Origin of the sequence: Paenibacillus taichungensis (assembly GCF_003287275.1) — a bacterium.
Lineage (GTDB): Bacteria > Bacillota > Bacilli > Paenibacillales > Paenibacillaceae > Paenibacillus > Paenibacillus taichungensis_A.
The window spans coordinates 287,996-311,207 of record NZ_QEVW01000015.1 but is presented as its reverse complement, the minus strand read 5'-3'; the positions used below and the strand labels follow the sequence as shown (position 1 = coordinate 311,207).

The window sequence follows — 23,212 nt, the reverse complement described above, 5'->3', positions numbered from 1 at the left end:
ATAATATTTTTACTACGTTTGTCCGATAAAAAAGGGGTGAAGATGATGATGGGGGATATTTAAATGAAGAAAAGGATTCGCAATTGGTTTACATTAACGGTTAAGAAACGTCTGATCGCTTCGTTGCTCTTGTTCCTGATTGTACCGAGCATTAGCGTGGGATGGTTGTCTTATTTAAAAGCAGCAGACCAGGTCAGGGAAGAAATCATTCATTCTGCACAGGCCAAAACGGAAATGCTCAGTCTGCAGATTACTCAAATGCTGGATATGGAGAAGGATAACGCAGCGCAGTTTGCAGCGGGTATTACTTCAACAGATATTATCAATAAATCACCAGCTGTTCAGAGACAAATGGATCGTATGTCCAAGGCTCACAAAGAATTGGGTGTAATAACAGTAGGTGCTGAAGATGGCAGCTGGATGAAATCACCTGATCCCGGACAGCAGATCTATGATCCACGGGAACGCAGCTGGTATACGATGGGCATGTCACAGGATGAACCAATTATCTCGGACACGTTCCAGTCGGTAACCACGGGTGAATGGGTTGTCACCGCCGCTGCCAAGCTGGCCGATGGTAAAGGGGTAATTGGAGCCAATGTAAGTCTCAATCATTTGAAAGAATCCGTTGACAAGATACATATTGGTGAAAAGGGAAAACTGTATATGCTGGATAACGGCGGGAAGTTCCTGTTCCATTACAATATCGAATCCGGTGTGCAGTCCAATGAGAGCTACATAAATGAGATGTATACAAAAGAACAAGGAACCGTAAAGTACACGTATGATGGACAAGAATTGGAAGCCGTATTCTATACGAATCCCGAAACAGGCTGGAAAATTGTCGGTGAGATGGTTCCTTCTGAAGCAGCAGATGCGGTAAGACCGATCTTGATTCGTGCCTACACTCTGGTAGGGACCTCGTTGATCATTGGTATTATTCTGCTTGTGTTCATTATTCGCAGTATTCATCGTCCATTGTTGCAACTAACGCAAGCAGCATCCAAAGTAAGCGCGGGTGATCTGACAGTTCGTGTAGGTTTACAGCGCCGTGACGAGTTTGGACAACTCGGGGCAAGTTTCGATACCATGACCTCATCGCTACGTAACGTTCTGGGCGAAGTACATGATACATCGAGCCAACTGGCAGCATCCTCTGAGGAGCTGATGGCGAGTTCTGAACAGACATCCAGAGCGACGGAACAGGTTGCCGAATTGATGCAGGATGCAGCGTCAGGAACGAACAAACAAAACGCCAGTCTTGCTGCAACGGGTCAACTCGTCGGTGAAATGTCCATAGGTGTCAAAGAAATCTCATCGAGTGCCGAAGACACGGCTCGCATAGCTGTAGAGGCATCTTCCAAGTCCGAAGCGGGTATGATTACGGTGGAAGAGGCGGTTGCTCATATTCAGAAGGTGAATAATGAGAGTGAGGCCATGGCTGTGGTCATTCAGGATCTTCGAGCGAAAAATGAAGAGATTGTTGAGATTGTGGCTGAGATCACCAACATCGCCAAACAGACCAATATCCTTGCCTTGAACGCATCCATTGAAGCTTCAAGAGCAGGTGAACAAGGTCGAGGCTTTGCTGTCGTGGCCAATGAAGTAAAATCGCTAGCCAACAATTCGGGCAGTGCTGCCGAACGTATTAATGAACTTATGCGTGAGATGCAAGAGAAAACAAATGCGGTACAGTCTACCTTTGCCCTTACAGGAGAAGGCATGATTAAAGGTACGCAAATGATTACGGAGGCGGGAGAGGCCTTCAAAAATATCCGTAGTGCTGTACAGTTGGTTGCTGCACAAGCTGGAGAAGTGTCGGCAGCTTCCCGTCAGATTGATGGAGGCATGAGTCATGTGTCCAAGGAAGTGAACGCCACCATTGAATTATCCAATCAGATTGCTTCAGGAACCGAGGATGGTTCAGCTGCTGCTCAGGAGCAGCTCGCTACAATGGAAGAGGTTGCGACTTCTTCTGCGGCATTGTCCCGAATGGCTGAAGATCTGCAAAGCATGATTGAGAAATTCAAGTTATAGTTCAATAGTATTTCTTGAAGGAGACTGTGGGGGGGACCCTACAGTCTTTTTTTGTGGGTGTCTTCCTTAATCAACGGCTTATAAAGACTAAAAACAGTTCTGTTCTATAAAAATGAATCTGTCTCTCCCTGAATATCTTATCCTGTGGTATATTTCTAAATTAAAAGTAATCTGCAAGATGCGGATGACATGGAGAGGGGATGAACCGGATTTGGATAAATCCATACCACTGACATCCGGGCCCGCAAATACCGAAGAGGTGCTGGATGATGCTTCATTTATGCAAGGGGTTAAAGACTGTATCCCAACACTGCTTGGATATTTGAGTATTGGGTTTGCAGCGGGTGTCATTGAAATGACGGCAGGCTTAAGTTTGGCGGAAACGGCTCTGCTCAGTCTGATTGTATACGCTGGATCTGCCCAGTTTATTGCCGCAGGCATGCTTGCCTCGAGTGGTTCAGCGACAGCTATCATTTTCACCATATTTTTCGTGAATCTTCGCCATCTGCTGCTGAGTGCAGCCGTATCACCGTACTTTCGTCATCTGACGCCGCTTAAAAATATGTGGATCGGCTCGCTGCTTACCGACGAGTCCTTTGGCGTGGCGATGACGCGAGCGATTGGCCGGAAAACGTTGAGTGAGCGCTGGATGCACGGTCTGAACATTACAGCATACCTGAACTGGTTTGTGGCGAACATGGCGGGAGCGTACTTTGGACGCTGGATAACCAATCCCGAGCGGCTTGGACTTGATTTTGCCCTGCCTGCAATGTTTATTGGTCTGGTTGTGCTTCAGTTGATGCAGCGCAAAAATAAAAAATTACACATCAATGTGGCGATCATCGCCGTTGTCTGTGTAATCTTCGCCAGCATGGCTTCACTTGGCAGCATGAGTGTCATTGTGGCTGCGGTCATTGCGGCAACGATGGGAGTAGTGATGGAACGATGGAAGTAAGATGGGATGTATTCTGGATTATTATGGGTTCGGCTTTGTTAACGTTCATCCCGCGCGTATTGCCGCTCATGCTGTTCAGTAAAATACAGATTCCGATGTGGCTGTTACGCTGGCTTGAATATGTACCCGTGGCGGTTATGGCGGCACTGATCGGTCAGGAACTGTTTATGGAGGACAACCAGTTAGTGCCGGTTACACATAATCCGGCCCTGTGGGCAGCACTGCCTACGATTGCAGTAGCAATCTGGACACGAAGCCTGCTCGGAACTGTACTTGTCGGTATTGTTGCAATGATGATCTTGCGGTACTTGATGGGTTAATATGCGGGAGCCTTTATTGGATCAGGTAAATCCTTCGCTCTAACGGTTAATAATGTGCTATAGGATCGTAATAGAGCGAAGGGAGCTAAATCCATGAGTAACTCGAAGCACAGAATATTGATTACGGGGGCAGCGGGAGTCATTGGTCGCAGTCTGCTGGAGGGACTGAGGGAAAAGGGCAAGTATGACATCGTGGCTGCCGATCTTCATGATGATCCTCAAGCAGGCATTGTAGCGATGAATGTGACCGATGGAGAACGACTGAAAGAGCTAATGCAGGGTGTTCATACGGTGCTGCATATTGCATGGGCCAAGGATGAAGAAGATTTTCTGGGCAAAGTCCTCCCGATCAACGTAACAGGGGCCTACCATGTGTATGAAGTTGCACGGTTGAACGGTGTACAGCGGGTTATTTTTGCGAGTTCAAATCATGCGACAGGATTCTATCCAACAGGAGAAGATATCGAAGTGGATGATCCATATCGGCCAGACAGTTTCTATGGGCTCAGCAAATGTTATATAGAGCTGCTTGGGCGATATTACGTGGATAAGTATGACTTGTCGTCATTCAATATTCGAATAGGCAACTTCTCGGGCGATGCTCACCCACACTCTGAGCGTTCCGCACACATTTGGATCTCTCCCAGAGATATGGTACAGCTTGCCGAGTGTTGCATTGAGGCGGATTCGAGCATGAAATATGTTAATCTATATGGAACATCAGCGAATACGGATAATTATTATGATATTGGATATCTGGAACAGAAGATTGGGTACCGCCCGAAGGACGATGCAGCAAAGCTATGGGAAGAAGCGAAACGTAAAGGGGCGCCGGATAAACAGGATGAGACGGAATATCAGGGCGGAGGATATGTCGCGAAGGAGCCAAAATCCTGAAATCCTGGAAACTTAAAGACCTGAAACGTCTCATAGACGTAGAGAACTGCGGGTGATCTTGTCGGAAGTACAACGAGGAGAGTTAACTTAGAGAGTTTCGTCCTGAAAACGCTATTTTCTATTGCGCCCGAAAGGGATAAAATGGAGACTGAAGAGTTGAGGTTTTCATTTTACATACAGGAAGGAACGGTTTTGATTATGAGTATACATTCATCCGTTATACTTTTTCAGGGAGACTCCATTACAGACGGAGGAAGATCGCGCAACGATGATCCGAATCATTTCCTCGGGCATGGCTATGCGTATCTGATCTCAAGCAAACTGGGTGTGGAACTGGCAGCAAAACAGCCAACGTTCTACAACAGAGGAATTAGCGGGGACCGCGCTTCCGATCTGTATGCACGCTGGAACGAGGACACCTTTAGTCTGAAGCCGGATCTGATCAGCATTCTAATCGGTGTTAATGATGCATGGCGTACCGTGAATGACGAACCCAGTGGAGTGACGGATCGTCTTGGACGTGCATATCGTCATTTGCTGGAGGAAACACGGGAAGTAATGCCGAATACCGGGCTGGTTTTAATGGAGCCGTTCATTCTTAAAACCGGAGCTACAGTGGAGTGTTGGGACACTTGGCAGGAGCTTATCGGGCAGTATCAACATCTGGTCCGTGAGCTCGCCAGTGAGTTCGGCGCGGTCTGGGTACCTTTGCAGCAAACGTTCAACGATGCTCTCGAACAAGCTGACGCAGCCTACTGGTTATGGGATGGTGTGCATCCAACCGCAGCGGGCCATGAGCTGATCGCACGTCAGTGGCTCTCTGTTGTACAAAATTCTCCACTGGCGATTGATTAATTGAATTAGAAGTATCCAGCTTGCTCTAAAAAGCTGAATGAAACGAGGAACCCAGGTGGGTTCTTCGTTTTTTTATATTTGGGGCAGGAATTCTGTGGTTAATTTGGATGGATATGATGGATAACTCTTCAAATGTACAGCATTATCCGGTAAAATGAAATCGGTTACATATAATGAAGGTTTCGTATTCCATATAGATTAGGGTGAATTCAATGGAAAACACCAATCAAAGTAAAGTCGGTTCCATATCCATGCCGGATTCTATGGTCATTCAACAGGCAGTACATCGGATGGTACAAAACAGAAAGAGGAGTCAGCAGGCTCTGCTTGCTTCAACACCCTCAATCTGCTCTATCGATGCCATTGGAAAGGCATTATTGCAACCAGAGCTAACTTCTTTTTACACAGATCTGAGCAGCTATGGGGAACGTGCCCTGAACGAAAGCTTGCCTTCGCTGTCATTTGGTCTTTATCGGAAGTTTGGGGATACAGGAGAACGAAAGTTGTATGAGGATGCGTACTTTGAACGCAGGGGACGTCTGGCGGCAATAGCGCTGCTCGCTGTGGATTTGAATGCGCCGAGATGGATAGAGACATTGGAGGATATGTTGTGGGATGTATGTGGTGAGTATACATGGTGTTTGCCTGCACATTTGGGTTCGGGGGGAGTGGAACAGGTCACCGGTAATATTGATCTGTTTGCCGCGGAGACGGTGCATATGCTGGCCGAAATCGTGACGATTCACGCGGATCGACTGGATCCACGTATCATCCAGCGGATTAGGGCTGAGGCCGAGCGACGTATCTTCACACCGCTCTATCGGGAACAACGTACCTATCACTGGCAAGATGCAAATCATAACTGGTCTGCTGTGTGCAGCGGATGCTGTGGCATGGCTGGATTATTACTGTTGGAGGAAGAAGTGATTCTCACAGAATCGGTTGGTCAGACGATTCGTTCCATGCAGGCATTTCTGAGTGGCTATGGCATGGATGGCGGCTGTGCAGAAGGCATTGGTTACTGGGTATATGGGTTCGGTTATTTCGTCTATTATGCCGACATGCTGCGTGAATACAGTGAAGGTAAGTTGGATCTGCTGAATGGTTCGAAAATAGCGGCGATTGCAGCCTTCCCACTGCGGGTTCATCTGTCGGGAGGAACCTTCGTGAATTATTCGGATAGTGCGGAGCAGCAAGAGATTCCTTCGGGTTTGCTCTCACTTCTAACATCTCGTTTTGGTATACAAGTCGATCTGCCGTTTCATATTCCTTTGTTTACCGATGATCCCTGTCGCCGCTGGGCTCACCTGCTGCGCAACGTGATGTGGAGCAGTCCGGCAATGTACCTTCAAGAAGCTGGGACTGTTCCGGCGGAACGAGTGATCATTTTGGAAGATTTGGGCTGGATGATTGCGAAGGGAGCGCTTGGTTCTCCAAGCGCAGATCTTACCAAAGATGAACCTCTCGCTATTGCTTTTTCCGTCAAGGCAGGGCATAACGATGAACCCCATAACCATAATGATCTTGGGCAATTTATGATCCATTGTGGTGGCGAAAACATTCTTTGTGATCCGGGAGCAGGGCTGTATACACAAGCCTATTTTGCTCCGGGCAGAGAGCAGTTGTTTCACATCAGTTCGTCCGGGCATAGCGTGCCCCGGATTGAGGGGAAGGAGCAGAGCTCAGGGCGCGAGGCGCAAGCACAGATTCTTGAGACGAAGATTTCGGACGATGACCGTAGACTGGATGCCTGTTTGGAACTGACAGCAGCTTATCCTGAAGCAACTTCGCTCGCTCGTTATACACGCCAGTTGCATTGGAGCGGTTCTGCTAATGATGTCGGGAGCGTGGCAGAACTGCGTCTGAAGGATCGGTTTCAATGGAAAAACAGAGCGGCGTCTTCATCAGGCACATTACATTCGGTGGGTGAATTGAAACGGCCGAGTGTGACGGAGCGGTTTATGAGTAGAAGGATACCTGAGAAGGCACACGAGGGGCAGATTCAATGGCATGGCGAACAAGCAACGGTAAGTATGACGTATGATGCAAGCCAATTGCAGGCGGATATAGAGATCATTAATACGGTTGATCATGACCATGTGCCAGTTACATTTTATCGGACATCCCTTGAATGGCGAGAGCAGTCGGATAACTCCGGTGCGGGAAGTGATGAAACTGATCTGCTGGAGACGGTGTGTGAGCTGAAGTTCACGATTGAACCAAAGTGAAAGATGGAGGTGAGCATACGTGAGTAAGTATACAGCCGCATCAACGTATCCATGGAGAGATGCACTCGAGAATTACCGTAAACTGGCTGAGGAGGCGGGGCCTGCCCCGTCAGATGGTTGGAATCAGGCTCGCAAATTGGCCCTTGTGGAGAGTGTTGTTCGGGCTTATACACCATACCAGGACAGTAGTGGCGCCATTATTGATCCGTTCTCGGAGGCGGAGCGATACTATTCCACACCAGCATATGCAATGGCTGCATCGGTTCTTGTTCAGGCGGGACATATGGACCTGCTTGCTTCGGCCGCATCGGCCCTGTCACATAGCATTGATGTTGTCGTGAAGAGGTGTGCACCGGATCATCATCCTGACTTTTTCCCTGTGTTGATGATGAGAGCTTACATACTGTTGAAGCCGCATGTGCCTGAGCAAGCAAAGGTCTGGGCAGAGGCTCTTAAGAAGATACAGCCTGAACAAGATTATGTTTTTACAATGAGCAAAATGAACAATCCCAATCGTATGATCAACTGGAACGCCATCATGATCTCTGGAGAATATCTGCGCTTGAGGGAACAGCTTGCCAGTGAGGGTACGGATTGGATGGACCGTTATCTGAATCGGTATCATCTGCCACGCTTCACACCGCTTGGACTATATCAGGACGGTCCGCTGGATCATCCAAATTGTCCATTTTCCTATGATATTGCGACCCGCTATCATCTGGATGTCATGCTAGAAGCGGGATATGACGGGGCCTGCGCTGGTGAGTTGAAGAAACATTTACGTCATGGTGCATTCAGTACGCTGCTTACACTGTCACCGCTGGGGGAGATTCCTCCGCGTGGACGCAGCTCCCAACATCAATGGAATGAAGCGGCTGCAGCCTACGTATGTTCTGTCCATGCAGCACAGGCCTTACAGGCTGGAGATCGGGTGATGGCTGGCGCGTTCGCTCGTGCGGCCAATCGGTGTTTCGAAGCGGTGGAGCGCTGGAAGATGGAAGATGGGCGTCTGAAAATAGTTCGCAACGAATATGCACCTGAGGCACGTCATGGCTACGAAATCTATACGAATCATACGGGTTATAATCTGTGGACGGCAGCAGCGCTGGCCCATGCCTGCCTTAGCGCTCCTGCTGAAGATGTAACGGAAATATACCTTCCTTCCGAGATAGGCAACCGGGTGTTGCAGGCCGACGGATGGTTTGAAACGATCATTGCCTCGGTACCAGGTCAACAAATGATTCTGCATACGGCCATGAATGATCCATACACGGTTCCCGGTCTTGTGCGGATACAACAGGCGGGATTGCCAGGGCTGATCGGTCCTTCCGCTGCTGGACATGTGCAAACCGGATTCACGGAGTTTGCGGAAGGGGAAGTGGGTCCGCTGAGCTATTGTCCTGTCTGGAAGACGGCAGATGGGAACTGGCACAGTCTTGCCGGGGGCATTCCGTCAGGTGCTGATTATGACCGGGATGCCGGGATTAATCCTGGCGATGGCGGAGGTTCGATTTTGCTTGAGACGGTCGATCGAGAGGTCCGGAATGATTCAGCTTCTCTGGGGCGAGACGATGGGAAGCATCAGGATCAGGCCAATGCATTTACGGTGACATGGCTTGGCCCACTAACCGGGCTCGATTCACTGCAAACCCATTATGTACAGCAGGCGGATTTACTTACTGTAACATATGAATTCGACGGTGAGCTCGAGGCTGTCGGGGCACTCATTCCATTGATGTTCAGTGACGGCCGCGAGCAGGCTGACATCACGCATTCCAAGCAGGCTGTGCGCAGCGAGTACCGGGAAGCTTATGTAGAATCCAATGTGTTGGATGAAGGAGCCACTATTCATCTCAAGGAACAGCCTGTGGCATCCCGCAACGGATTGCTGAAGGAAGCGCGGATGGAAGTGAGCGAGGGGCGAAGTATCACGTTTACGATCAGATTGGGTATGAATTAGAGGAGGGATAGGTTTATGAATACATCAACATCAGTGAAATGGCTGGAGGAAGCCTGGCGGCAAGGAGCAGCCAAAACGATTCGCAACGCGCAGCGCATCAAGGATACATTTCCGCACACTGCGCCGCAGGGCATATATGACCGAAATGATCCCGAATGGTGGACCGCCGGCTTCTGGCCGGGGCTGTTATGGCTTGTCTATGGCGAGTCGCCGGAAAACGAAGCTGTCGCTCCGTTATCCCGCATTGCCGAAAGTTGTGAACGGCAATTGGAAGGTTGTCTGCGTGATCCCGAATCGGTGGATCACGATCTCGGGTTCATCTGGCTGCTTAGTGGCGTAGCCAACTACCGCCAGACCGGCAGCGCAGATGGTCGGCGGCGGGGAATACTCGCCGCCAATCTGCTCGCTGCCCGTTTTAACGTGCGCGGTGAATTCATCCGCGCCTGGAACTTCAGCTCGTCAACCATGGATACGCGCGGCGTAGCCATCATCGACAGCATGATGAACCTGCCGCTGCTCTACTGGGCATCCGAGCAGAGCGGCGACACGCGCTTCCGCTGCCTGGCGGAAGCGCATGCGGACACCGTGGCGCGCGAATTCGTCCGCGCTGACGGGTCCATCTGCCACGTGGTGGAGTTCGATCCACTCACGGGGCAGAAGCTGCAGGAGCATGGCGGGCAGGGCCATGCGCCAGGTTCAGCCTGGGCGCGGGGTACCGCCTGGGCGTTGCACGGGTTTGCGCTGTCTTTCCGGTATACGGGCGAAGCCCGCTATCTGGAGACAGCGGAGCGGGCGGCTGATTTCTTCCTCGCCATGCTTGGCGAAGAAATCGTGCCGGTGTGGGATTTCCGCGCACCTGCCGAGCATCAGGTGGCGTGGGACTCGTCCGCTTCGGCGATTGCCGCAAGCGGACTGTTGGAGCTGGCGAAGCTGTCGCCGCGCGGCGAAGAATATGCAGCCGCGGCAGAACGTATCCTTCGCGGGCTGCATGAGAACTACAGCTCTGGTGAGACGGCCGCGGAAGAAGGTCTAATCATGCAGGGCACGGTGCATTATCCAGAGGGTCGCGGCTTGAATGTGCCGATTATATACGGCGATTATTTCTATATGGAGGCGCTGGCGAAGCTGAGTGGCCGCCCGGGTTTATTTTAGAGAAACAAGAATCAGGGAATCAGGAATGTTACACTTCAAGCGGCGAGTATGCGTGAGGGGGCATAAGTATACGACCTACCATACAGCCGTTCGAGTGTGCCTGCCTCCTAATGGGAAAGGGTATTCCTGTTTTGGAGGCGGAGCACACCCTCGGTATTAATCTGTTTTATTTTCGATGACGGGTGTTCGTCTTAAGATGACAAAGTCGGCCGAGGACTGGGCGGGATATCGCTGAGGAATAATTTCATGTACTTTGAATTCGGGATAGTTGAACAGATAATCAAAAATATTTCGGTCCTGAATGGTGCTAACGCCTGGATTACCGTTTTCTTTCAAACGAGTATACAACACAACCCACCCTGACGAAGCGTGCAGAATGTCGTAGAGTGTATTGCGAAAATCCGTTTCGTCCGTAATATGATAGAGCACATCCAGACAGACGGTGAGATCAGCTTGCAGGAAACCGCGATTAATCCACAGGCCAGGTGTATATAACATGAAACTCTTTGAGGTATCGTTAGCAAACTTGGAAACGCATAAACGCACCGACGAGCCGGCTACATCGAGACCTAGATACGTATTATAATTCATATATTGCAGTTGATTGCCATCTCCGCATCCAAATTCAATGACGCTGGAAATACCCTCACGCTGAATCAGCCCATTTACCACCTCTGCCTTGAATTCAGCGAGTACCCCGTATGAACCCCTTCCGGATGTCTCGCCTGAGCTATACGTTTGTTCCCAATATCCTTTGTAGTCAAAAGGCTGACTCATGTGTCTCCCCCGATCGATAAATGACTTCAAAATAGTGACTATACATAGGATATGCGTAATATTTGCAGGTATGAATCATTTGGAAATCGATAGATCGGAAGAATGAATCCCCACAAATTCCCCTGAAAATTCCCTGAAAGTCTAAACATCTGGAAAGAACTTACCGACATTAAACTAAGGAACAAAATGATAAGAATCGGGGGGAAATGATGTTAAAGCCAAGATTGACCAAGTACATGGTGATGATGCTGGTATTGGTGCTGAGTATTTCCAACGTAGGCTTGGCCGCTGCGGCAGATAAAGAACTGTCCAAAATTGTAGTTTCCAAAAATGAGCTGTCGCTCGAAGTGGGTGATTCCAGTTCGGTTACGGTGACAGGAGTATATACCGATAATACATCGGCTAACGTAACCATCAGTTCTTCCTGGAGTAGCAGTGATACTTCGATAGCGACTGTATATAATGGTGCCATTACTGCCAAAAAGGAAGGTACGGCAACCATTACAACTTCGTATCTGTCTCAGAGTCAAACGGTTCAGGTGAATGTGACCAAAAAGGTCAAAGCCCTTTCCAAAAACGTGCAGTCGCTGGACTTGCGCACAGGGGATAGCAAAGACATTATTTTGACAGCAACTTACAGTGATAATACGACGAATGCAGATGCATCCAAAGTAGCTGAGTGGTCATCCGATGACGAGAAAGTGGCAACGGTTGTGAATGGTAAAGTTACTGGACAAAGCGCCGGTACAGCTGTCATCACAGGTAAAGTCGGCAGTCAAAGTGTGACTGTGGATGTTAACGTTGAGGTTGTTAAACGTGTGGATGTGGACAAGAAGCAGGTCAATCTGCTCTTGAACAAAAGCGAAACTGTAAAATTGACAGCCACCTATCCAGATGGCACAACCAAAGATGTAACGGATCTGGCAGAGTGGACGTCAAGTAATGAAAAAGTAGCAGATGCATTAAAAGGTGAAATTACAGGATACTCCGCAGGTTCTGCTAAGATCACTGCCAAATACGGAACGAAATCCGTATCGGTAGATGTGGATGTTGATCTGACAAGCAAACTGAGTGTGGAGAAACAGAGCATTTTCTTCCGTTTGAGTGAATCCAATAAAACAGCAAATGTAGTATTGACTGCTTCTTACCCGAACAGTGCTGATGTAAATGTAACGGATCAAGCAACATGGACATCCAGCAACGAGAAGGTAGCGACGGTATTCAAGGGACAAGTCACAGCGATTGGCGCGGGTTCTACGACAATCAAAGCAACGTATAGCGGCAAAACAGTGGAAATCACGGTTGACGTTGATACGGCAAGATATCTGGATATTGCGGGTGTCGAAGATAAACTGGCTATGAGTGTTACAGGTGATAACAAAACCAAGAAATTGGTAGCCAATGCGGAATATATTGATGCAAGTACAGAAGACGTAACATCCAAAGCAACTTGGACATCCAGCAATGCGGATGTTGTATATGTATCTGGCGGCGAGCTGATCGCCTATAAATCGGGAACAGCAACCATCACTGCGGCATACGGCGGCAAAACCGTTAAATTCACAGTGAATGTAGATGTTCCGGACAAGTATGAAATGGACAAGAAAAAAGGTTCTGTAGCCGTTGGTGGTACATTATCTGTGAAAGTATTGGCCGTATACGGTGATACATCCAAAGATGTGTCCGAAGATGCGGATTGGAGCAGCAGCAGTGAGAAACTCGCTGAAGTGGACAGCAAAGGTGTCGTGACGGGTATTGCAACAGGTAAAGTGACCATCACAGCCAAAATTGAAGGTAAAACGTTAACTCTGCCTGTTGAAGTAGGCATGGCTAGTGGGCTGGAGGCAGATGTGAACTTTGTGGTGTTGTCCTCCAAGGAAACACAACAAATCGTACTCACAGCTACGGATGAAGATGGCTTGACCAAGGATGTTTCATCCGATGCAACATGGAAATCAAGCAACTCCCGCGTAGCCGATGTGAAAAAAGGGGTTATCACTGCCAACAGCAGCGGTAAAGCCAATATCACGGCTGAATATGGTTCCAACAAAGTGACCATTCAGGTTGAAGTGGACGTTATTTCACGCATTGAAGCATCCGAACCGGCTCTTTCCCTGAAAACTGGTGATTCCGCTGATCTTACGGTTACTGCATATCTGAGCGATGGCAGTGAGCGTGATGTCACGGACAAAGCAGAATGGAAAACCAACAGCTACAAAGTAGCTCAGGTAACCAAAGGTAAAGTAAAAGCGACAGGTTCAGGTAAAGCAAAAATTACAGCGAAGTACGGCAGCAAGACGGTAACCATTGCAGTCGATGTAGATACACTGAAATATTTGCAAACCGATAAAGTAACCCTGACCATGAAGCCTGGTGACAAAGCAACCCTGGTTGCTACAGCAACGTATGCCGATGGCAGCGAAGCGAACGTATCCAAGCCGGCACTGTGGAAATCTTCCCGTATTGCGACAGCATCGGTGAAAGATGGCATCATTCAGGCCAATGGTAAGGGTAAAGCAACCATTACCGTGACTTATGCAGGTGTGAAAACCAAAGTGACTATAGTCGTTGAAGCGAAATAATATCTTCAAGTATGAAGGTAAAACAAGCAATTCTATGTGCGGTGATGACAGCTTAAATGCTGACATCACCGTTTTTTTAATGGGAAAAATACAAAGAAACTAACAATACAAAAAAAGAAACGCCCTGAAACATGTGCATATATCCGCTTTGGATATAAAAACACGTTGTTCCAAGACGTTCCCTGAACCTAAATAATCAATGAATTACATCGTATGAGACAAAACCAGCGCTCCGTATGCAAAAGCAATGACGATGAGGATGGCTGGATGCAGTTTGGTCTTGGTCATGACCCAAAGCGAGATCCCTGCAATGATCAGTGTCTGCCAAATGCCGATGGAATTGGTGGATACCTGACCGAATTCCCATGTAAGCAAGATCATAAGTACAGCAATAACCGGTTGTACGAGCAAGGTCATCCCTTTCACCTTTGGAGAATTACGATGCTTGTTCAGTAAACGAAGCAGCAGAATTAACGCAACAGCGGAAGGTACAACGGTGGCAAAACTGGCGATGAAAGCGCCAAACCAGCCAGCTACCTGATAACCGACAAATGCGGCAATTTTGGTCGCGATTGGACCGGGAAGTGCATTGCCGATGGCGAGTACATCACCGAATTGCTCGGTGGTCATCCACTTGTAGTGGTTGACGACTTCCTCCTGCATTAATGGAATGGAGGCAGGGCCGCCTCCGTATCCCAAGATATTGGCTACAAAAAATCCCCAAAACAATTCCCACCATGTCTGAAGCATCGCTTAGGACACCCCCTTGTCGGAATTGCGTTTGGATTTGAAACGTTGAACCACATCCAGATGGAAGACGCCATATCCGAGGAAGACGGCAATCACAATACCGGGGTGAATATCCAACAGCTGCAGCAGTACAAATGCAAGGACACCGAACAGGGCGGCAAAGGTTGTACCGAGTCCCTTCCACGCTTTCTTGGCGAATTCGTATGCCATCATGCCGAGCATAACAAAAATGACCGGGCGAACAGCTGCCACCATGCCTGCTACGATTTTCGATTCGCGGAGTGCGTACATGGAACCAAGCAGCGCAATGATAGCGATGCTCGTCGGCAAAATATGGGCCAGGACAGACACAATAGCGCCCAGCACGCCCTTCGTTTTATACCCGAGATACGCGGCCATCTTGGTTGCAATGGGACCAGGAAGGGCGTTGGCAATGGCCAAAATCTCGCCAAACTCATCATCGCTCACCCACTTATAGCGGGTAACGGCTTCATAACGGATCAACGGAATAACCGAGGGGCCACCGCCATATCCCAAAATTCCGGTTCGTACCATCCCAATGACGAGACCGTTGTAATCTTTCCAACTCATGCTGATTTCCTCCTAGAGTCTCATGCCCATTCGGCTTTTATATCGTTTTAACAACAGCTGTGATTCTACCTTGACGATACCTGGCATCTTGTAGAGCTTCTCCAGCAGGAACTGCTCCATCTCTTCCATATCTGCAAAAATACCATGCATGTGCAGGGTACTCGGGCCTGTCATATGATAGAGGCTTGTTACTGCGGGTTCTTCGTCCAGTTTCGCGGCCACTTCATCCAGGAATAGCGGTTCTACATCCACATTGAAAAAGGCAGAGACCTGTAGTCCAACTTTGCCCGGATTGATGACCACGGTGAATCGTTCAATGATTCCCTTTTCGGATAAAGCATTGATGCGGGCCTGAACGGCCACACGGGACAAACCGATCTGTGCACCCAGATCGGTGTAGGATATCCGGCTATTTTGGTGAAGGGCGGCAATGATTTTACGATCGATTGCATCCAGATTGTGCATTTGCGGGATTTCTCCCCCTTTGGAGGAGCGTTTTTCTGACATGATTGACCATCCTTTTTTTTAACTATATAGAATAAAAAATATGATAGGATCTACGTACAATTTGTATGCAGCATTCATATTTTAATGACGAATCGTAATTGGAGTCAATATATTTATTGTAAATGTTGAATTTATCCGATTCAGAGCTTTCATTTTGTTATTTTTACTAATCAGAGATGATAAATGGGAGCAGGATGCAGGCATGGATCGAAAAAGAGACTGTTCACGGAACACATCCGTAAACAGTCTTCTATATAAAGTACAGGTTAAAGCGACTTAATGAACAGTTTTGGGTAGACAAAAGGTAACTACAGTTCCTTCGCCAGGCTCCGAAGATACTACAAGTGTACCTCCGGCTCCGCGGGCTCGCTCCTCCATGCTAAATAGACCAACGCCGTTACCGGCCGTCGTACTGTTGAACCCTGCGCCTCGGTCCTCGATTTTCACAACGGTTGCCTCTTCCGAATCTTCCACCGTAACATGCGCTTCTGACACATCGGCGTACTTGGCCACATTGGTTAACGCCTCCTGGATAATGCGGTACATGGCGATCTCCCGGTTCATCTCAAGCCGTTTTCGCAGATTACATTCCAGATCCACTTCAATCCCGTAGTGCCGGGTATAGTTCTCGATATACGTACGAATGGCTGGAACGACACCAAGGTCATCCAGTACGGAGGGTCTCAGCTCCCATGCCATGCCGCGTACATCCTCCATAATACCCGTAACTTGTTTTCGGAGTGCTTCCACACCAGATTGAGGTTGGTCCGCCAGCAGACGATCCATCTGAATGACGAGAGAGAAGAGACTCTGTCCAATGCCGTCATGCAGCTCACGGGAGATACGCCGCCGCTCCTCTTCCTGAATGTTCATAACCTGGGTCATCATCGTCTGTAACTCGGCTTCGACCCGCTTCAACTTGGTTACCTCACTACGAACAGCCAAATACTGATAGGGCTCACCATCGTTATCGAGAAAAGGCACAATCGTTGTATTCACCCAATAATGGCTGCCATCTCTGGCACGGTTGCGAATCTCTCCGTTCCACACTCTTCCGGAAGAGATAGTTTCCCACAGGTTTTTCATAAAGTTCTTGCCGTGATAACCCGAATTAATGATCCGATGATCCTGACCGATCAATTCTTCCCGATTATATTGTGAAATTTCGCAGAATTTATCGTTTACATACTGTATCTTTCCTTTGCGGTCCGTGAGGGCTACAATGGACGACTCATCCAGGGCAAACTTCAGATCACTGAGCTGGTGCAGAGAACCTTTCAGTCTACTGCGGAATTCAGTATCTGTAATGTGACTGTCGATCTCCTCTAATAACTGACGCACAGGTTGATCGGCAAATCCGCTAAGTCTGTTTTCACGTGCGCTACTCAAAGTTAAGCAACCCCTTTTTCATTGCAAACTTTACCAGTTCCGGTCTGGTTCGAAGGCCGAGCTTCTCCATCAGATTGCTTTTGTGGGATTCGACCGTTTTGACACTGATCACCAGATGTTCAGCGATTTCCTTGTTGGCGTAACCCTTGGCAATCCAGGACAAGATCTCTTTCTCCCGCTCGGATAACGTGTCATACGGTCCGGCGTTCTCCTGTTTCGCTTTGTCCAGGTATTCACTCATCAGCCGCTTGGTCGCACTTGGGTACAGATAGGCGCTACCCTCTGCTACGGAACGAATAGCGGCAAGTAATTCTTCATGCGGCGCGCTCTTGAGAATATATCCGGATGCTCCCGCGTGGATGGCGCGGAACAGATATTCTTCATCGTCATGCATGGTCAGGATCAAAATGGAGACATCCGGCATCAATTTCTTCAGTTCAGCAGTAGCGGTCAGACCGTCTTTGCCTGGCGGCATGCTGAAATCCATCAAGACCACATCCGGCTTCAGTTCTTGTGCCTTGGCAATAGCTTCATCGCCATCGGCTGCATCTCCAACAATATGTATATCATTCTTTCCGTCGAGCAGGGCGATCAGCCCGGAGCGTACAACTACATGATCATCGACAACTAATAATTGAATCACATCATTTTCCTCCTGTCCGGTTCCACAGTTCTCTCTTTATCATACCAAAAAAGAAAGCCATTCAGAGGGGAATCTCTGAATAGCTTCTTTTCTCTGTATATCGCATAAGAGGAATTAAACTTTAGTTCTCTGTTTTACCGAAACGCTCCTTAATCATGTCTGCAATTTCCTGAACCTGTGCTTCCACGGCAAGTGGATCATAGGGCCAGAAGCGTTCTCCGTCAAGCTTGAACACGCGATTGTTCTTCACTGCGTCCAGGGATGACCAAACTGCTGAGCCCTCATCCAGTGAACCTCCGTTGGACAAATCCAGGAAGATATAGTCACCTGCGTAATCTGCCAGCTTTTCCTCGGATATCGCTACGGTATCTTTATCCTGATCAATGAGCTCTTTCTGTACAATATCTGGTGCTTTCAGTCCGAGCTGTTGATAGATGGCCTGTCCACCGCGATTGACACCATCCCCATTGATGTACCATTCTTTGCCGAACAGACTGAAGTTGGAGAAGGTTGTGCCTTCTTTGACCAGTCCTTGAATGGACTCTTTGGCGGCCTTCACTTTTACTTCGAATTGGGATAACCAATCTTTGGCTTCCTTCTGTTTGTTAATGATTTCACCAAAAGCGGTGATTTCCTCGTGGACATTGTCGTATGTCCCGTAAGGGATGATGAGTGTGGGTGCGATTTTACGATATTGCTCATTCAGTTTCTCATCTCCACCTACAGTAACGATCAGGTCAGGTTGAAGTGCCAAAATTTTCTCCACCGATCCGCCGTCAATCCGGCCAATGTCTGCCACGCCCTCAACGAGATCAAGCACATAAGGGCTTTCCAGCTCATAATCTGGCGCACCTACAGGCTTGATGCCAAGTGCCAGAAAATCAGCAAGGTAACCTTGCGTAACGATACGCTGAGGATTCACGGGGATTTCAACGTCTCCGTTAACCGTCGATATGACCTGTGTTTCTGCCTCGCTGGTCGCTGGTTGTTCTTCTGTTACGGCAGGTGCGGAGGCTTTATTTTCTGTCGTTTCTTCCGCTTGGCCTGAGCAGCCAATAATCCCTATTACGAGTAAGAGGATTATGAACCCGGCCCACCATTTTGATTTAACCCCTGTCATTCTGCTTCTCCCCAATCAATAATGATTATCTTTCTCAATAAAACCTCCTATGTATCGTAGCTTTTGTGCACAAGTATCGTCTATCTCAAAATGTGACCCATTGAGTATGGACAAATGTTACCTGTCCTTAACGCTATTCTCCCGAATCAGAATGTCTACCATAATTTCAAGTTGCTTCTCCAGAGACAAGGCATCATTACACCAGAATTGTTCCAGTTGCAGAGGGTATATGCGACGATTTCCGTTATTTATAACTTTGCGCCAGCCCGGGCGCTCGCTAAGTTTATCTGGTGAATCGTGATACAAGCCACCTTCGTGTGCCGGAAGGACAAGAAACATATGATCTGCTGCATAATCTATCAATTGATCTTCTTCAATGTATTGATGAATGTCAGGTTCCAGAACATCACGGAGAATGTTGGGGTGGGGAGTAAGATGAAGCCCATAATACACGTTATAAGCTGCTCTGGCAGTTGCATTCCAGATACAAATGGTCCCGTCTTCCCACAGTTCATACAGACCAACGGTTTCTCCAGGTTTTATAAAATCTTTTAATCGATCAGATTCGGTTCTGGCCCGTATTGTGTAATGTTCAATCCAATCCTCGGCTGCCTGTTCTCGTCCTACAATTCGGCCAATCAGACGAACCGTTTCCAGTCGATCCAGTTGATTCCATGGGAGAACAATAACCTGGGATATACGTTCAAGTTGTTCAAGCTTGTGCGGCAAGTAGTACAGATAATCCGGTGCGATGATCAAATCAATCGGTTCAACGCTCAATAATTGTTCCACGCCATGTTCATCCAGATCAATTACGTCATGCAGCTCATCCTGAATTAATGGAGACAGGGCCCAGGGGAGAAAGGAGGCCGCAACGGGTTGAACGCCGAGGGCAAGCAGATCCCCTGTATATTGAACAGTGGCAATCCGTCTCGCACGTGGCTGCAATCGATACTCACTTGGGCTGATCCCGGTGAACTGCTTAAACTTGCGGCTTAAATATAAACCGTCAGTATAGCCTACGAGCAGGGCAATTTCATTCAATGTGGCCTGTGTCGATAGGAGGTATTGCTTAGCCTTATCCATCCGAACTCGGGTCAGATGAGCCTGGAAGCTGCGCCCCACCTGTTTTTGAAAAAATCTAGAGAAATAGCTTGCGTTAAATCCAGTCATGCGGGCAATGTCTTCCCGGGTGAGATGATCGCCATAGTGGTGATTGATATAGTAAAGGGCATCCCGAATTACACTGTCCACCATTTCTGTGGCGGGCTTAACCGCCAGCTTGAACAACTCAAGCAGCTCACTCAGCAGAAAATGGGATCGGGCTTCTTCAGTCATGCTGCTGCCTGAACGTTTGTCGGTAAGTTCCTGGATAATGGCAAGAATCCGTAACCCTTGTGAACTGGCTCCAGTCTTTGACCCATGTGCAGGCAGGTTCTCTGATGTAAGTTCATAGACACGCTTCTCATGGGACTCTTTCGTTAATCCGTATTCCAGAAAGCCGATATGATATACCGTGAAGGCAGAAGCCGGAGTATGTATAAGCTCCAGGGAACATGGGGGATACAGGAAAAGGGTTTGGCCTTTATGTAAAACGCCATGTACCTGCCCAAATTGAAAGCTCACCGTGGCTGTACAAGTCACCAGGGAAGGAGATGCTATGGAAATAGATCCAGTTTGCTGTGCAGCTTCCCAAGGAATCACACTGGCATTTGTCAGTACAAGCATATCTGTAGCCTCCTAGCCGTATGTTCTATCTTGAACATATCGATGTATGGACTCGATTATATCAATCTGTGAGACAGACGTCGACGTACACAGAGGAGTGATGGCAATGTGACTAATTACGCTTGTCCAACTAAGAAATAAACCATAATCAAAAAAAGTCTTGTTACTCCCATAAGGAAATAACAAGACTTCTTAGCGTATTCCAGACAGCTGTCTTTATCCGTACACTTTTGGTTGCAGCTGTATAGCGACCTGTTCGGTCTGACGGACCATCTCCGGTGAGAACGTGCAGGGTAATCTGTTGCCAAGGAGCAACACGGCGCCAGGAACACTTCCTTGCTGGAACACAGGCACTGCTATGGCACATACCAACCGCTCCGCAAGCATTAACGGGCAACGGGCGGGTGTATGCTCCCCGGTGGATTGTGCATCAGATAGAGCGGTGCGTCCAGTTCGAAGCGCTGTGCCAACCAGATCTTGTCCGGGACGCATCTCCATACGTTTCACCCGTTCGTTGCTGGCGCCGGATGTATACTTCCAGCGCAGCATCGTGCCGGACAGACAGGCCAGTCCGCAAAAATCGCTGGAGGTACTCAGGCGCAGGCCGTCGATCATCTCCTGAATGCCAGATGGCAGTTCATCATGCATGAGAGGACACTTCCTTTTTTGGAATCATACTGTACGTTACGGTGTATTCAATATCGTTAACCTGTGGTCAGGGAACATCTTAAAATAAGGGTATTTCGCCACTGCTTCTATTGTAGCCCCTTTCTTCCGTGTTGTAATTCAGGGAAAACCCCTATTTCCGTTCTACAATTTGCTGATCCTATGTATGGACAGGCATTCAGGCCAGGAACAGCAAGGCTTTTTTTAATTGCGGAGCCTTAAAGGTACCTCTTAAGTGTGATTTATCTCACAGCAAATTCAGGGAGTTTCCCGGTGAGGTTCAGGTGATCCCCCGATAACCTCCACGCTAAATTCGCGATATGATGGATACATAAGGAAACACCGAGGGGGACGATGGTAATGGGTACGGTATTCACAGAAAGAACAACCCAGGCGACACAACAAGAACAGACGGAGGCGAGCAAGATGACACGGGAGACAGGTGGAATCCTTTCGTTCGTGACAGCTGAACAATGGGGCTTGATCGAGGCAAAGATGCAGCCTAAACGGGTAAAGTCGGGGTACAGTCTCTTTCTGGAAGGCGATGAAGCCGGATACTTGTACTACATTCGCTCGGGAAGAGTGAAGCTGACCAAGTCGACTGAGGATGGGAAAGAAATCATTTTATCGATTCAGCAAACCGGGGATCTGATTGGAGAGTTTGGCGGCATCGGCGGATTATCCCATAGCTACAGTGCTGAGATGGCAGAAAAAGGGGAGCTCGGGATCATCTCGCTCAGCGACTTGGAAAGTGTGCTCAGCAAACACGGTGACCTTGCCTTGAAATTCCTGCAATGGATGGCGCTCGCCCAACGTATCACCCAGTCGCGTTTCCGTGATCTCTTGCTCTATGGCAAGGCAGGTGCACTCGCATCGACGCTCATTCGTGCCAGCAACTCGTATGGCAGAATTACGCCGGATGGCATCGTGCTCGACATGAAGCTGAATCATACCGAGTTGTCGGAAATGATTGGTGCCACGCGGGAGAGTGTAACGCGCATGTTGGGAGCCTGGAAAGAACAGGGGACGCTGGACACCGTGGATGGAAAGCTGATGATTCGTGACCTGGCAGCCTTGCGCTGCATGTGCGGTTGTCCTACATTTCCAAGCTGCCCGGTAGAGTTGTGCCGATTGTAATGAAAGCAAGTTGAATAGGGTGGTACCTTCGATGGGCGATTGGGGTCGTTACGGAGAATTCAAAAAAGCTGAAGTCCGATTTACTCGGGATCAGCTTTTTTGGCGTGATGGAGGGCTTGCGGTTAGCGGTTCTCATCCAAGATAGCTAGTATAGGATGTAAAGGAGGGCCCGTTAACGCCCTCCTGCATCATATCAGGAATTCATCACTCACCTATATATTCCTTTGCTAGAATCGAATATAGACACGAATCATGATATTCCCCTTTATAAAACCAATGCTCTCGCATCAAACCTTCACGCTGCATACCTATCTTTTGCATAACGTTCTCTGAAGCCTTGTTGTTCGGGCGACATTTCGCGTAAATGCGGTGTACGCCAAGTGTATTGAAGCCAAAGCCAAGCATGGCTCGGGCTGCTTCGGCAGCATACCCTTTTCCCTGATAAACGGGATTGAGCACATAACCGATTTCTGCGTTTGTCTTTTCGATGTGAAGGCCAACACCACCGATCAGGATGCCCTCCTTTTTCAAGCATATCGCCAGTTCGAAGCCCTCTCGTGGTTGTGTTTGCTGTGAATTTAGCACAAATTCCACATAATCTCGCGTATCTTCTTCTGTATTCGGTCCCCATGCCGTATGCTGAGTAACTTCTGTCATGGATGTGTAGTTATGTATGCTCTCCCAGTCTGTCTCCAGAATATCCCGGATAATGAGTCGTTCGGTCTCCAATTGCATCGCTATTCCCTCCCAATATAAATTGAACTAAAGAATATTTACACTTGCCACTCCGATGACAGAACAACCTTCCGATCGCTGTTATCCCCAGATTTTTTTTGAATCCCTTATTTAAAGGGGGAAATCCGGGGATAAAGGCGAAGTGTATGCTTTCGATGCAGCTTTCTTTTAGAAAGCTTTTAG

The 23,212-nt window shown here is 48.4% G+C and carries 20 protein-coding genes; 10 read left to right on the top strand and 10 right to left on the bottom strand.

The window, feature by feature from the left end:
- The first annotated feature begins 63 nt into the window (after positions 1-63).
- From DC345_RS23750 to DC345_RS23715, 8 genes are all read left to right on the top strand, one after another.
- Positions 64-2,037: a methyl-accepting chemotaxis protein gene (locus DC345_RS23750; RefSeq protein WP_113055294.1), complete on the top strand. Its 1,974-nt coding sequence runs from the start codon at positions 64-66 to the stop codon at positions 2,035-2,037.
- Between the two features lie 280 nt (positions 2,038-2,317).
- A complete protein-coding gene (locus DC345_RS23745; protein WP_063568035.1) occupies positions 2,318-2,992 on the top strand; it encodes an AzlC family ABC transporter permease in 675 nt (224 codons plus the stop codon).
- Positions 2,983-3,312 carry an AzlD domain-containing protein gene (locus DC345_RS23740; RefSeq protein WP_113055293.1) on the top strand — a complete coding sequence of 110 codons (330 nt, stop codon included), beginning with the start codon at positions 2,983-2,985 and terminating at the stop codon, positions 3,310-3,312. The genes DC345_RS23745 and DC345_RS23740 overlap by 10 nt, the downstream gene beginning before the upstream one ends.
- A 93-nt stretch (positions 3,313-3,405) precedes the next feature.
- Positions 3,406-4,209 carry an NAD-dependent epimerase/dehydratase family protein gene (locus tag DC345_RS23735; RefSeq protein ID WP_113055292.1) on the top strand — a complete coding sequence of 268 codons (804 nt, stop codon included), beginning with the start codon at positions 3,406-3,408 and terminating at the stop codon, positions 4,207-4,209.
- Between the two features lie 198 nt (positions 4,210-4,407).
- The gene (locus DC345_RS23730) at positions 4,408-5,064 is read left to right on the top strand and encodes an SGNH/GDSL hydrolase family protein (RefSeq protein ID WP_113055328.1); all 657 of its coding nucleotides are present in this window, start codon (positions 4,408-4,410) and stop codon (positions 5,062-5,064) included.
- Positions 5,065-5,276: 212 nt separating this feature from the next.
- Positions 5,277-7,292: a heparinase II/III domain-containing protein gene (locus tag DC345_RS23725; RefSeq protein ID WP_113055291.1), complete on the top strand. Its 2,016-nt coding sequence runs from the start codon at positions 5,277-5,279 to the stop codon at positions 7,290-7,292.
- Positions 7,293-7,311: 19 nt separating this feature from the next.
- Entirely contained in the window at positions 7,312-9,252 is a 1,941-nt protein-coding gene (locus DC345_RS23720) for a glycosyl hydrolase (protein WP_113055290.1), read from the top strand.
- A gap of 15 nt (positions 9,253-9,267) precedes the next feature.
- Positions 9,268-10,404, top strand: a complete 1,137-nt coding sequence (locus DC345_RS23715) for a glycoside hydrolase family 88 protein (RefSeq protein WP_113055289.1) — start codon at positions 9,268-9,270, stop codon at positions 10,402-10,404.
- 156 nt (positions 10,405-10,560) lie between these two features.
- Here the strand turns inward: DC345_RS23715 and DC345_RS23710 are convergent, their stop codons facing one another.
- Positions 10,561-11,181 carry a class I SAM-dependent methyltransferase gene (locus DC345_RS23710; RefSeq protein WP_113055288.1) on the bottom strand — a complete coding sequence of 207 codons (621 nt, stop codon included), beginning with the start codon at positions 11,179-11,181 and terminating at the stop codon, positions 10,561-10,563.
- A 209-nt stretch (positions 11,182-11,390) separates the two neighbouring features.
- Here DC345_RS23710 and DC345_RS23705 point away from each other — a divergent pair, with 209 nt between their 5' ends.
- Complete coding sequence (locus tag DC345_RS23705) at positions 11,391-13,763, top strand: Ig-like domain-containing protein (RefSeq protein WP_113055287.1); 2,373 nt, start codon at positions 11,391-11,393, stop codon at positions 13,761-13,763.
- Positions 13,764-13,967: 204 nt separating this feature from the next.
- Here the strand turns inward: DC345_RS23705 and DC345_RS23700 are convergent, their stop codons facing one another.
- The 8 genes from DC345_RS23700 to DC345_RS23665 form a co-directional block, all read right to left on the bottom strand.
- Complete coding sequence (locus DC345_RS23700; RefSeq protein ID WP_113055286.1) at positions 13,968-14,513, bottom strand: chromate efflux transporter ChrA; 546 nt, start codon at positions 14,511-14,513, stop codon at positions 13,968-13,970.
- 3 nt (positions 14,514-14,516) lie between these two features.
- Complete coding sequence (locus tag DC345_RS23695) at positions 14,517-15,104, bottom strand: chromate efflux transporter ChrB (protein ID WP_064642790.1); 588 nt, start codon at positions 15,102-15,104, stop codon at positions 14,517-14,519.
- Between the two features lie 12 nt (positions 15,105-15,116).
- The gene (locus DC345_RS23690) at positions 15,117-15,611 is read right to left on the bottom strand and encodes a chromate efflux transcriptional regulator ChrS (protein ID WP_063566298.1); all 495 of its coding nucleotides are present in this window, start codon (positions 15,609-15,611) and stop codon (positions 15,117-15,119) included.
- A gap of 276 nt (positions 15,612-15,887) precedes the next feature.
- Entirely contained in the window at positions 15,888-17,000 is a 1,113-nt protein-coding gene (locus DC345_RS23685) for a PAS domain-containing sensor histidine kinase (protein ID WP_113055285.1), read from the bottom strand.
- A complete protein-coding gene (locus tag DC345_RS23680; protein ID WP_053780067.1) occupies positions 16,993-17,643 on the bottom strand; it encodes a response regulator in 651 nt (216 codons plus the stop codon). Before DC345_RS23680 ends, DC345_RS23685 begins: the two co-directional genes overlap by 8 nt.
- 121 nt (positions 17,644-17,764) lie before the next feature.
- The gene (locus DC345_RS23675; protein ID WP_113055284.1) at positions 17,765-18,763 is read right to left on the bottom strand and encodes an ABC transporter substrate-binding protein; all 999 of its coding nucleotides are present in this window, start codon (positions 18,761-18,763) and stop codon (positions 17,765-17,767) included.
- Positions 18,764-18,880: 117 nt separating this feature from the next.
- On the bottom strand, positions 18,881-20,491 hold the full coding sequence (locus DC345_RS23670; protein WP_113055283.1) for a helix-turn-helix domain-containing protein: 1,611 nt from the start codon (positions 20,489-20,491) through the stop codon (positions 18,881-18,883).
- 216 nt (positions 20,492-20,707) lie between these two features.
- Positions 20,708-21,139 carry a GAF domain-containing protein gene (locus tag DC345_RS23665; protein WP_113055282.1) on the bottom strand — a complete coding sequence of 144 codons (432 nt, stop codon included), beginning with the start codon at positions 21,137-21,139 and terminating at the stop codon, positions 20,708-20,710.
- 378 nt (positions 21,140-21,517) lie between these two features.
- Between DC345_RS23665 and DC345_RS23660 the strand changes: the two genes are divergently transcribed.
- Positions 21,518-22,294 (top strand): Crp/Fnr family transcriptional regulator, encoded by a 777-nt coding sequence (locus DC345_RS23660; protein WP_246318069.1) that lies wholly within the window; start codon positions 21,518-21,520, stop codon positions 22,292-22,294.
- A gap of 204 nt (positions 22,295-22,498) precedes the next feature.
- On the opposite strand, the gene DC345_RS23655 is transcribed toward DC345_RS23660, so the two are convergent.
- On the bottom strand, positions 22,499-23,029 hold the full coding sequence (locus tag DC345_RS23655) for a GNAT family N-acetyltransferase (protein WP_113055281.1): 531 nt from the start codon (positions 23,027-23,029) through the stop codon (positions 22,499-22,501).
- Positions 23,030-23,212 lie beyond the last annotated feature (183 nt).

Excerpts from the sequence above, each read along its gene's own strand:
- DC345_RS23750 (WP_113055294.1), top strand. The coding sequence starts at position 64 with ATGAAGAAAAGGATTCGCAATTGGTTTACATTAACGGTTAAGAAACGT.
- DC345_RS23700 (WP_113055286.1), bottom strand. The coding sequence starts at position 14,513 with ATGCTTCAGACATGGTGGGAATTGTTTTGGGGATTTTTTGTAGCCAAT.
- DC345_RS23660 (WP_246318069.1), top strand. The coding sequence starts at position 21,518 with ATGGGTACGGTATTCACAGAAAGAACAACCCAGGCGACACAACAAGAA.
- DC345_RS23670 (WP_113055283.1), bottom strand. The coding sequence starts at position 20,491 with ATGCTTGTACTGACAAATGCCAGTGTGATTCCTTGGGAAGCTGCACAG.
- DC345_RS23665 (WP_113055282.1), bottom strand. The coding sequence starts at position 21,139 with ATGCATGATGAACTGCCATCTGGCATTCAGGAGATGATCGACGGCCTG.
- DC345_RS23730 (WP_113055328.1), top strand. The coding sequence starts at position 4,408 with ATGAGTATACATTCATCCGTTATACTTTTTCAGGGAGACTCCATTACA.
- DC345_RS23740 (WP_113055293.1), top strand. The coding sequence starts at position 2,983 with ATGGAAGTAAGATGGGATGTATTCTGGATTATTATGGGTTCGGCTTTG.
- DC345_RS23725 (WP_113055291.1), top strand. The coding sequence starts at position 5,277 with ATGGAAAACACCAATCAAAGTAAAGTCGGTTCCATATCCATGCCGGAT.
- DC345_RS23695 (WP_064642790.1), bottom strand. The coding sequence starts at position 15,104 with ATGAGTTGGAAAGATTACAACGGTCTCGTCATTGGGATGGTACGAACC.
- DC345_RS23735 (WP_113055292.1), top strand. The coding sequence starts at position 3,406 with ATGAGTAACTCGAAGCACAGAATATTGATTACGGGGGCAGCGGGAGTC.
- DC345_RS23705 (WP_113055287.1), top strand. The coding sequence starts at position 11,391 with ATGTTAAAGCCAAGATTGACCAAGTACATGGTGATGATGCTGGTATTG.
- DC345_RS23715 (WP_113055289.1), top strand. The coding sequence starts at position 9,268 with ATGAATACATCAACATCAGTGAAATGGCTGGAGGAAGCCTGGCGGCAA.
- DC345_RS23675 (WP_113055284.1), bottom strand. The coding sequence starts at position 18,763 with ATGACAGGGGTTAAATCAAAATGGTGGGCCGGGTTCATAATCCTCTTA.
- DC345_RS23710 (WP_113055288.1), bottom strand. The coding sequence starts at position 11,181 with ATGAGTCAGCCTTTTGACTACAAAGGATATTGGGAACAAACGTATAGC.
- DC345_RS23690 (WP_063566298.1), bottom strand. The coding sequence starts at position 15,611 with ATGTCAGAAAAACGCTCCTCCAAAGGGGGAGAAATCCCGCAAATGCAC.
- DC345_RS23655 (WP_113055281.1), bottom strand. The coding sequence starts at position 23,029 with ATGCAATTGGAGACCGAACGACTCATTATCCGGGATATTCTGGAGACA.
- DC345_RS23745 (WP_063568035.1), top strand. The coding sequence starts at position 2,318 with ATGCAAGGGGTTAAAGACTGTATCCCAACACTGCTTGGATATTTGAGT.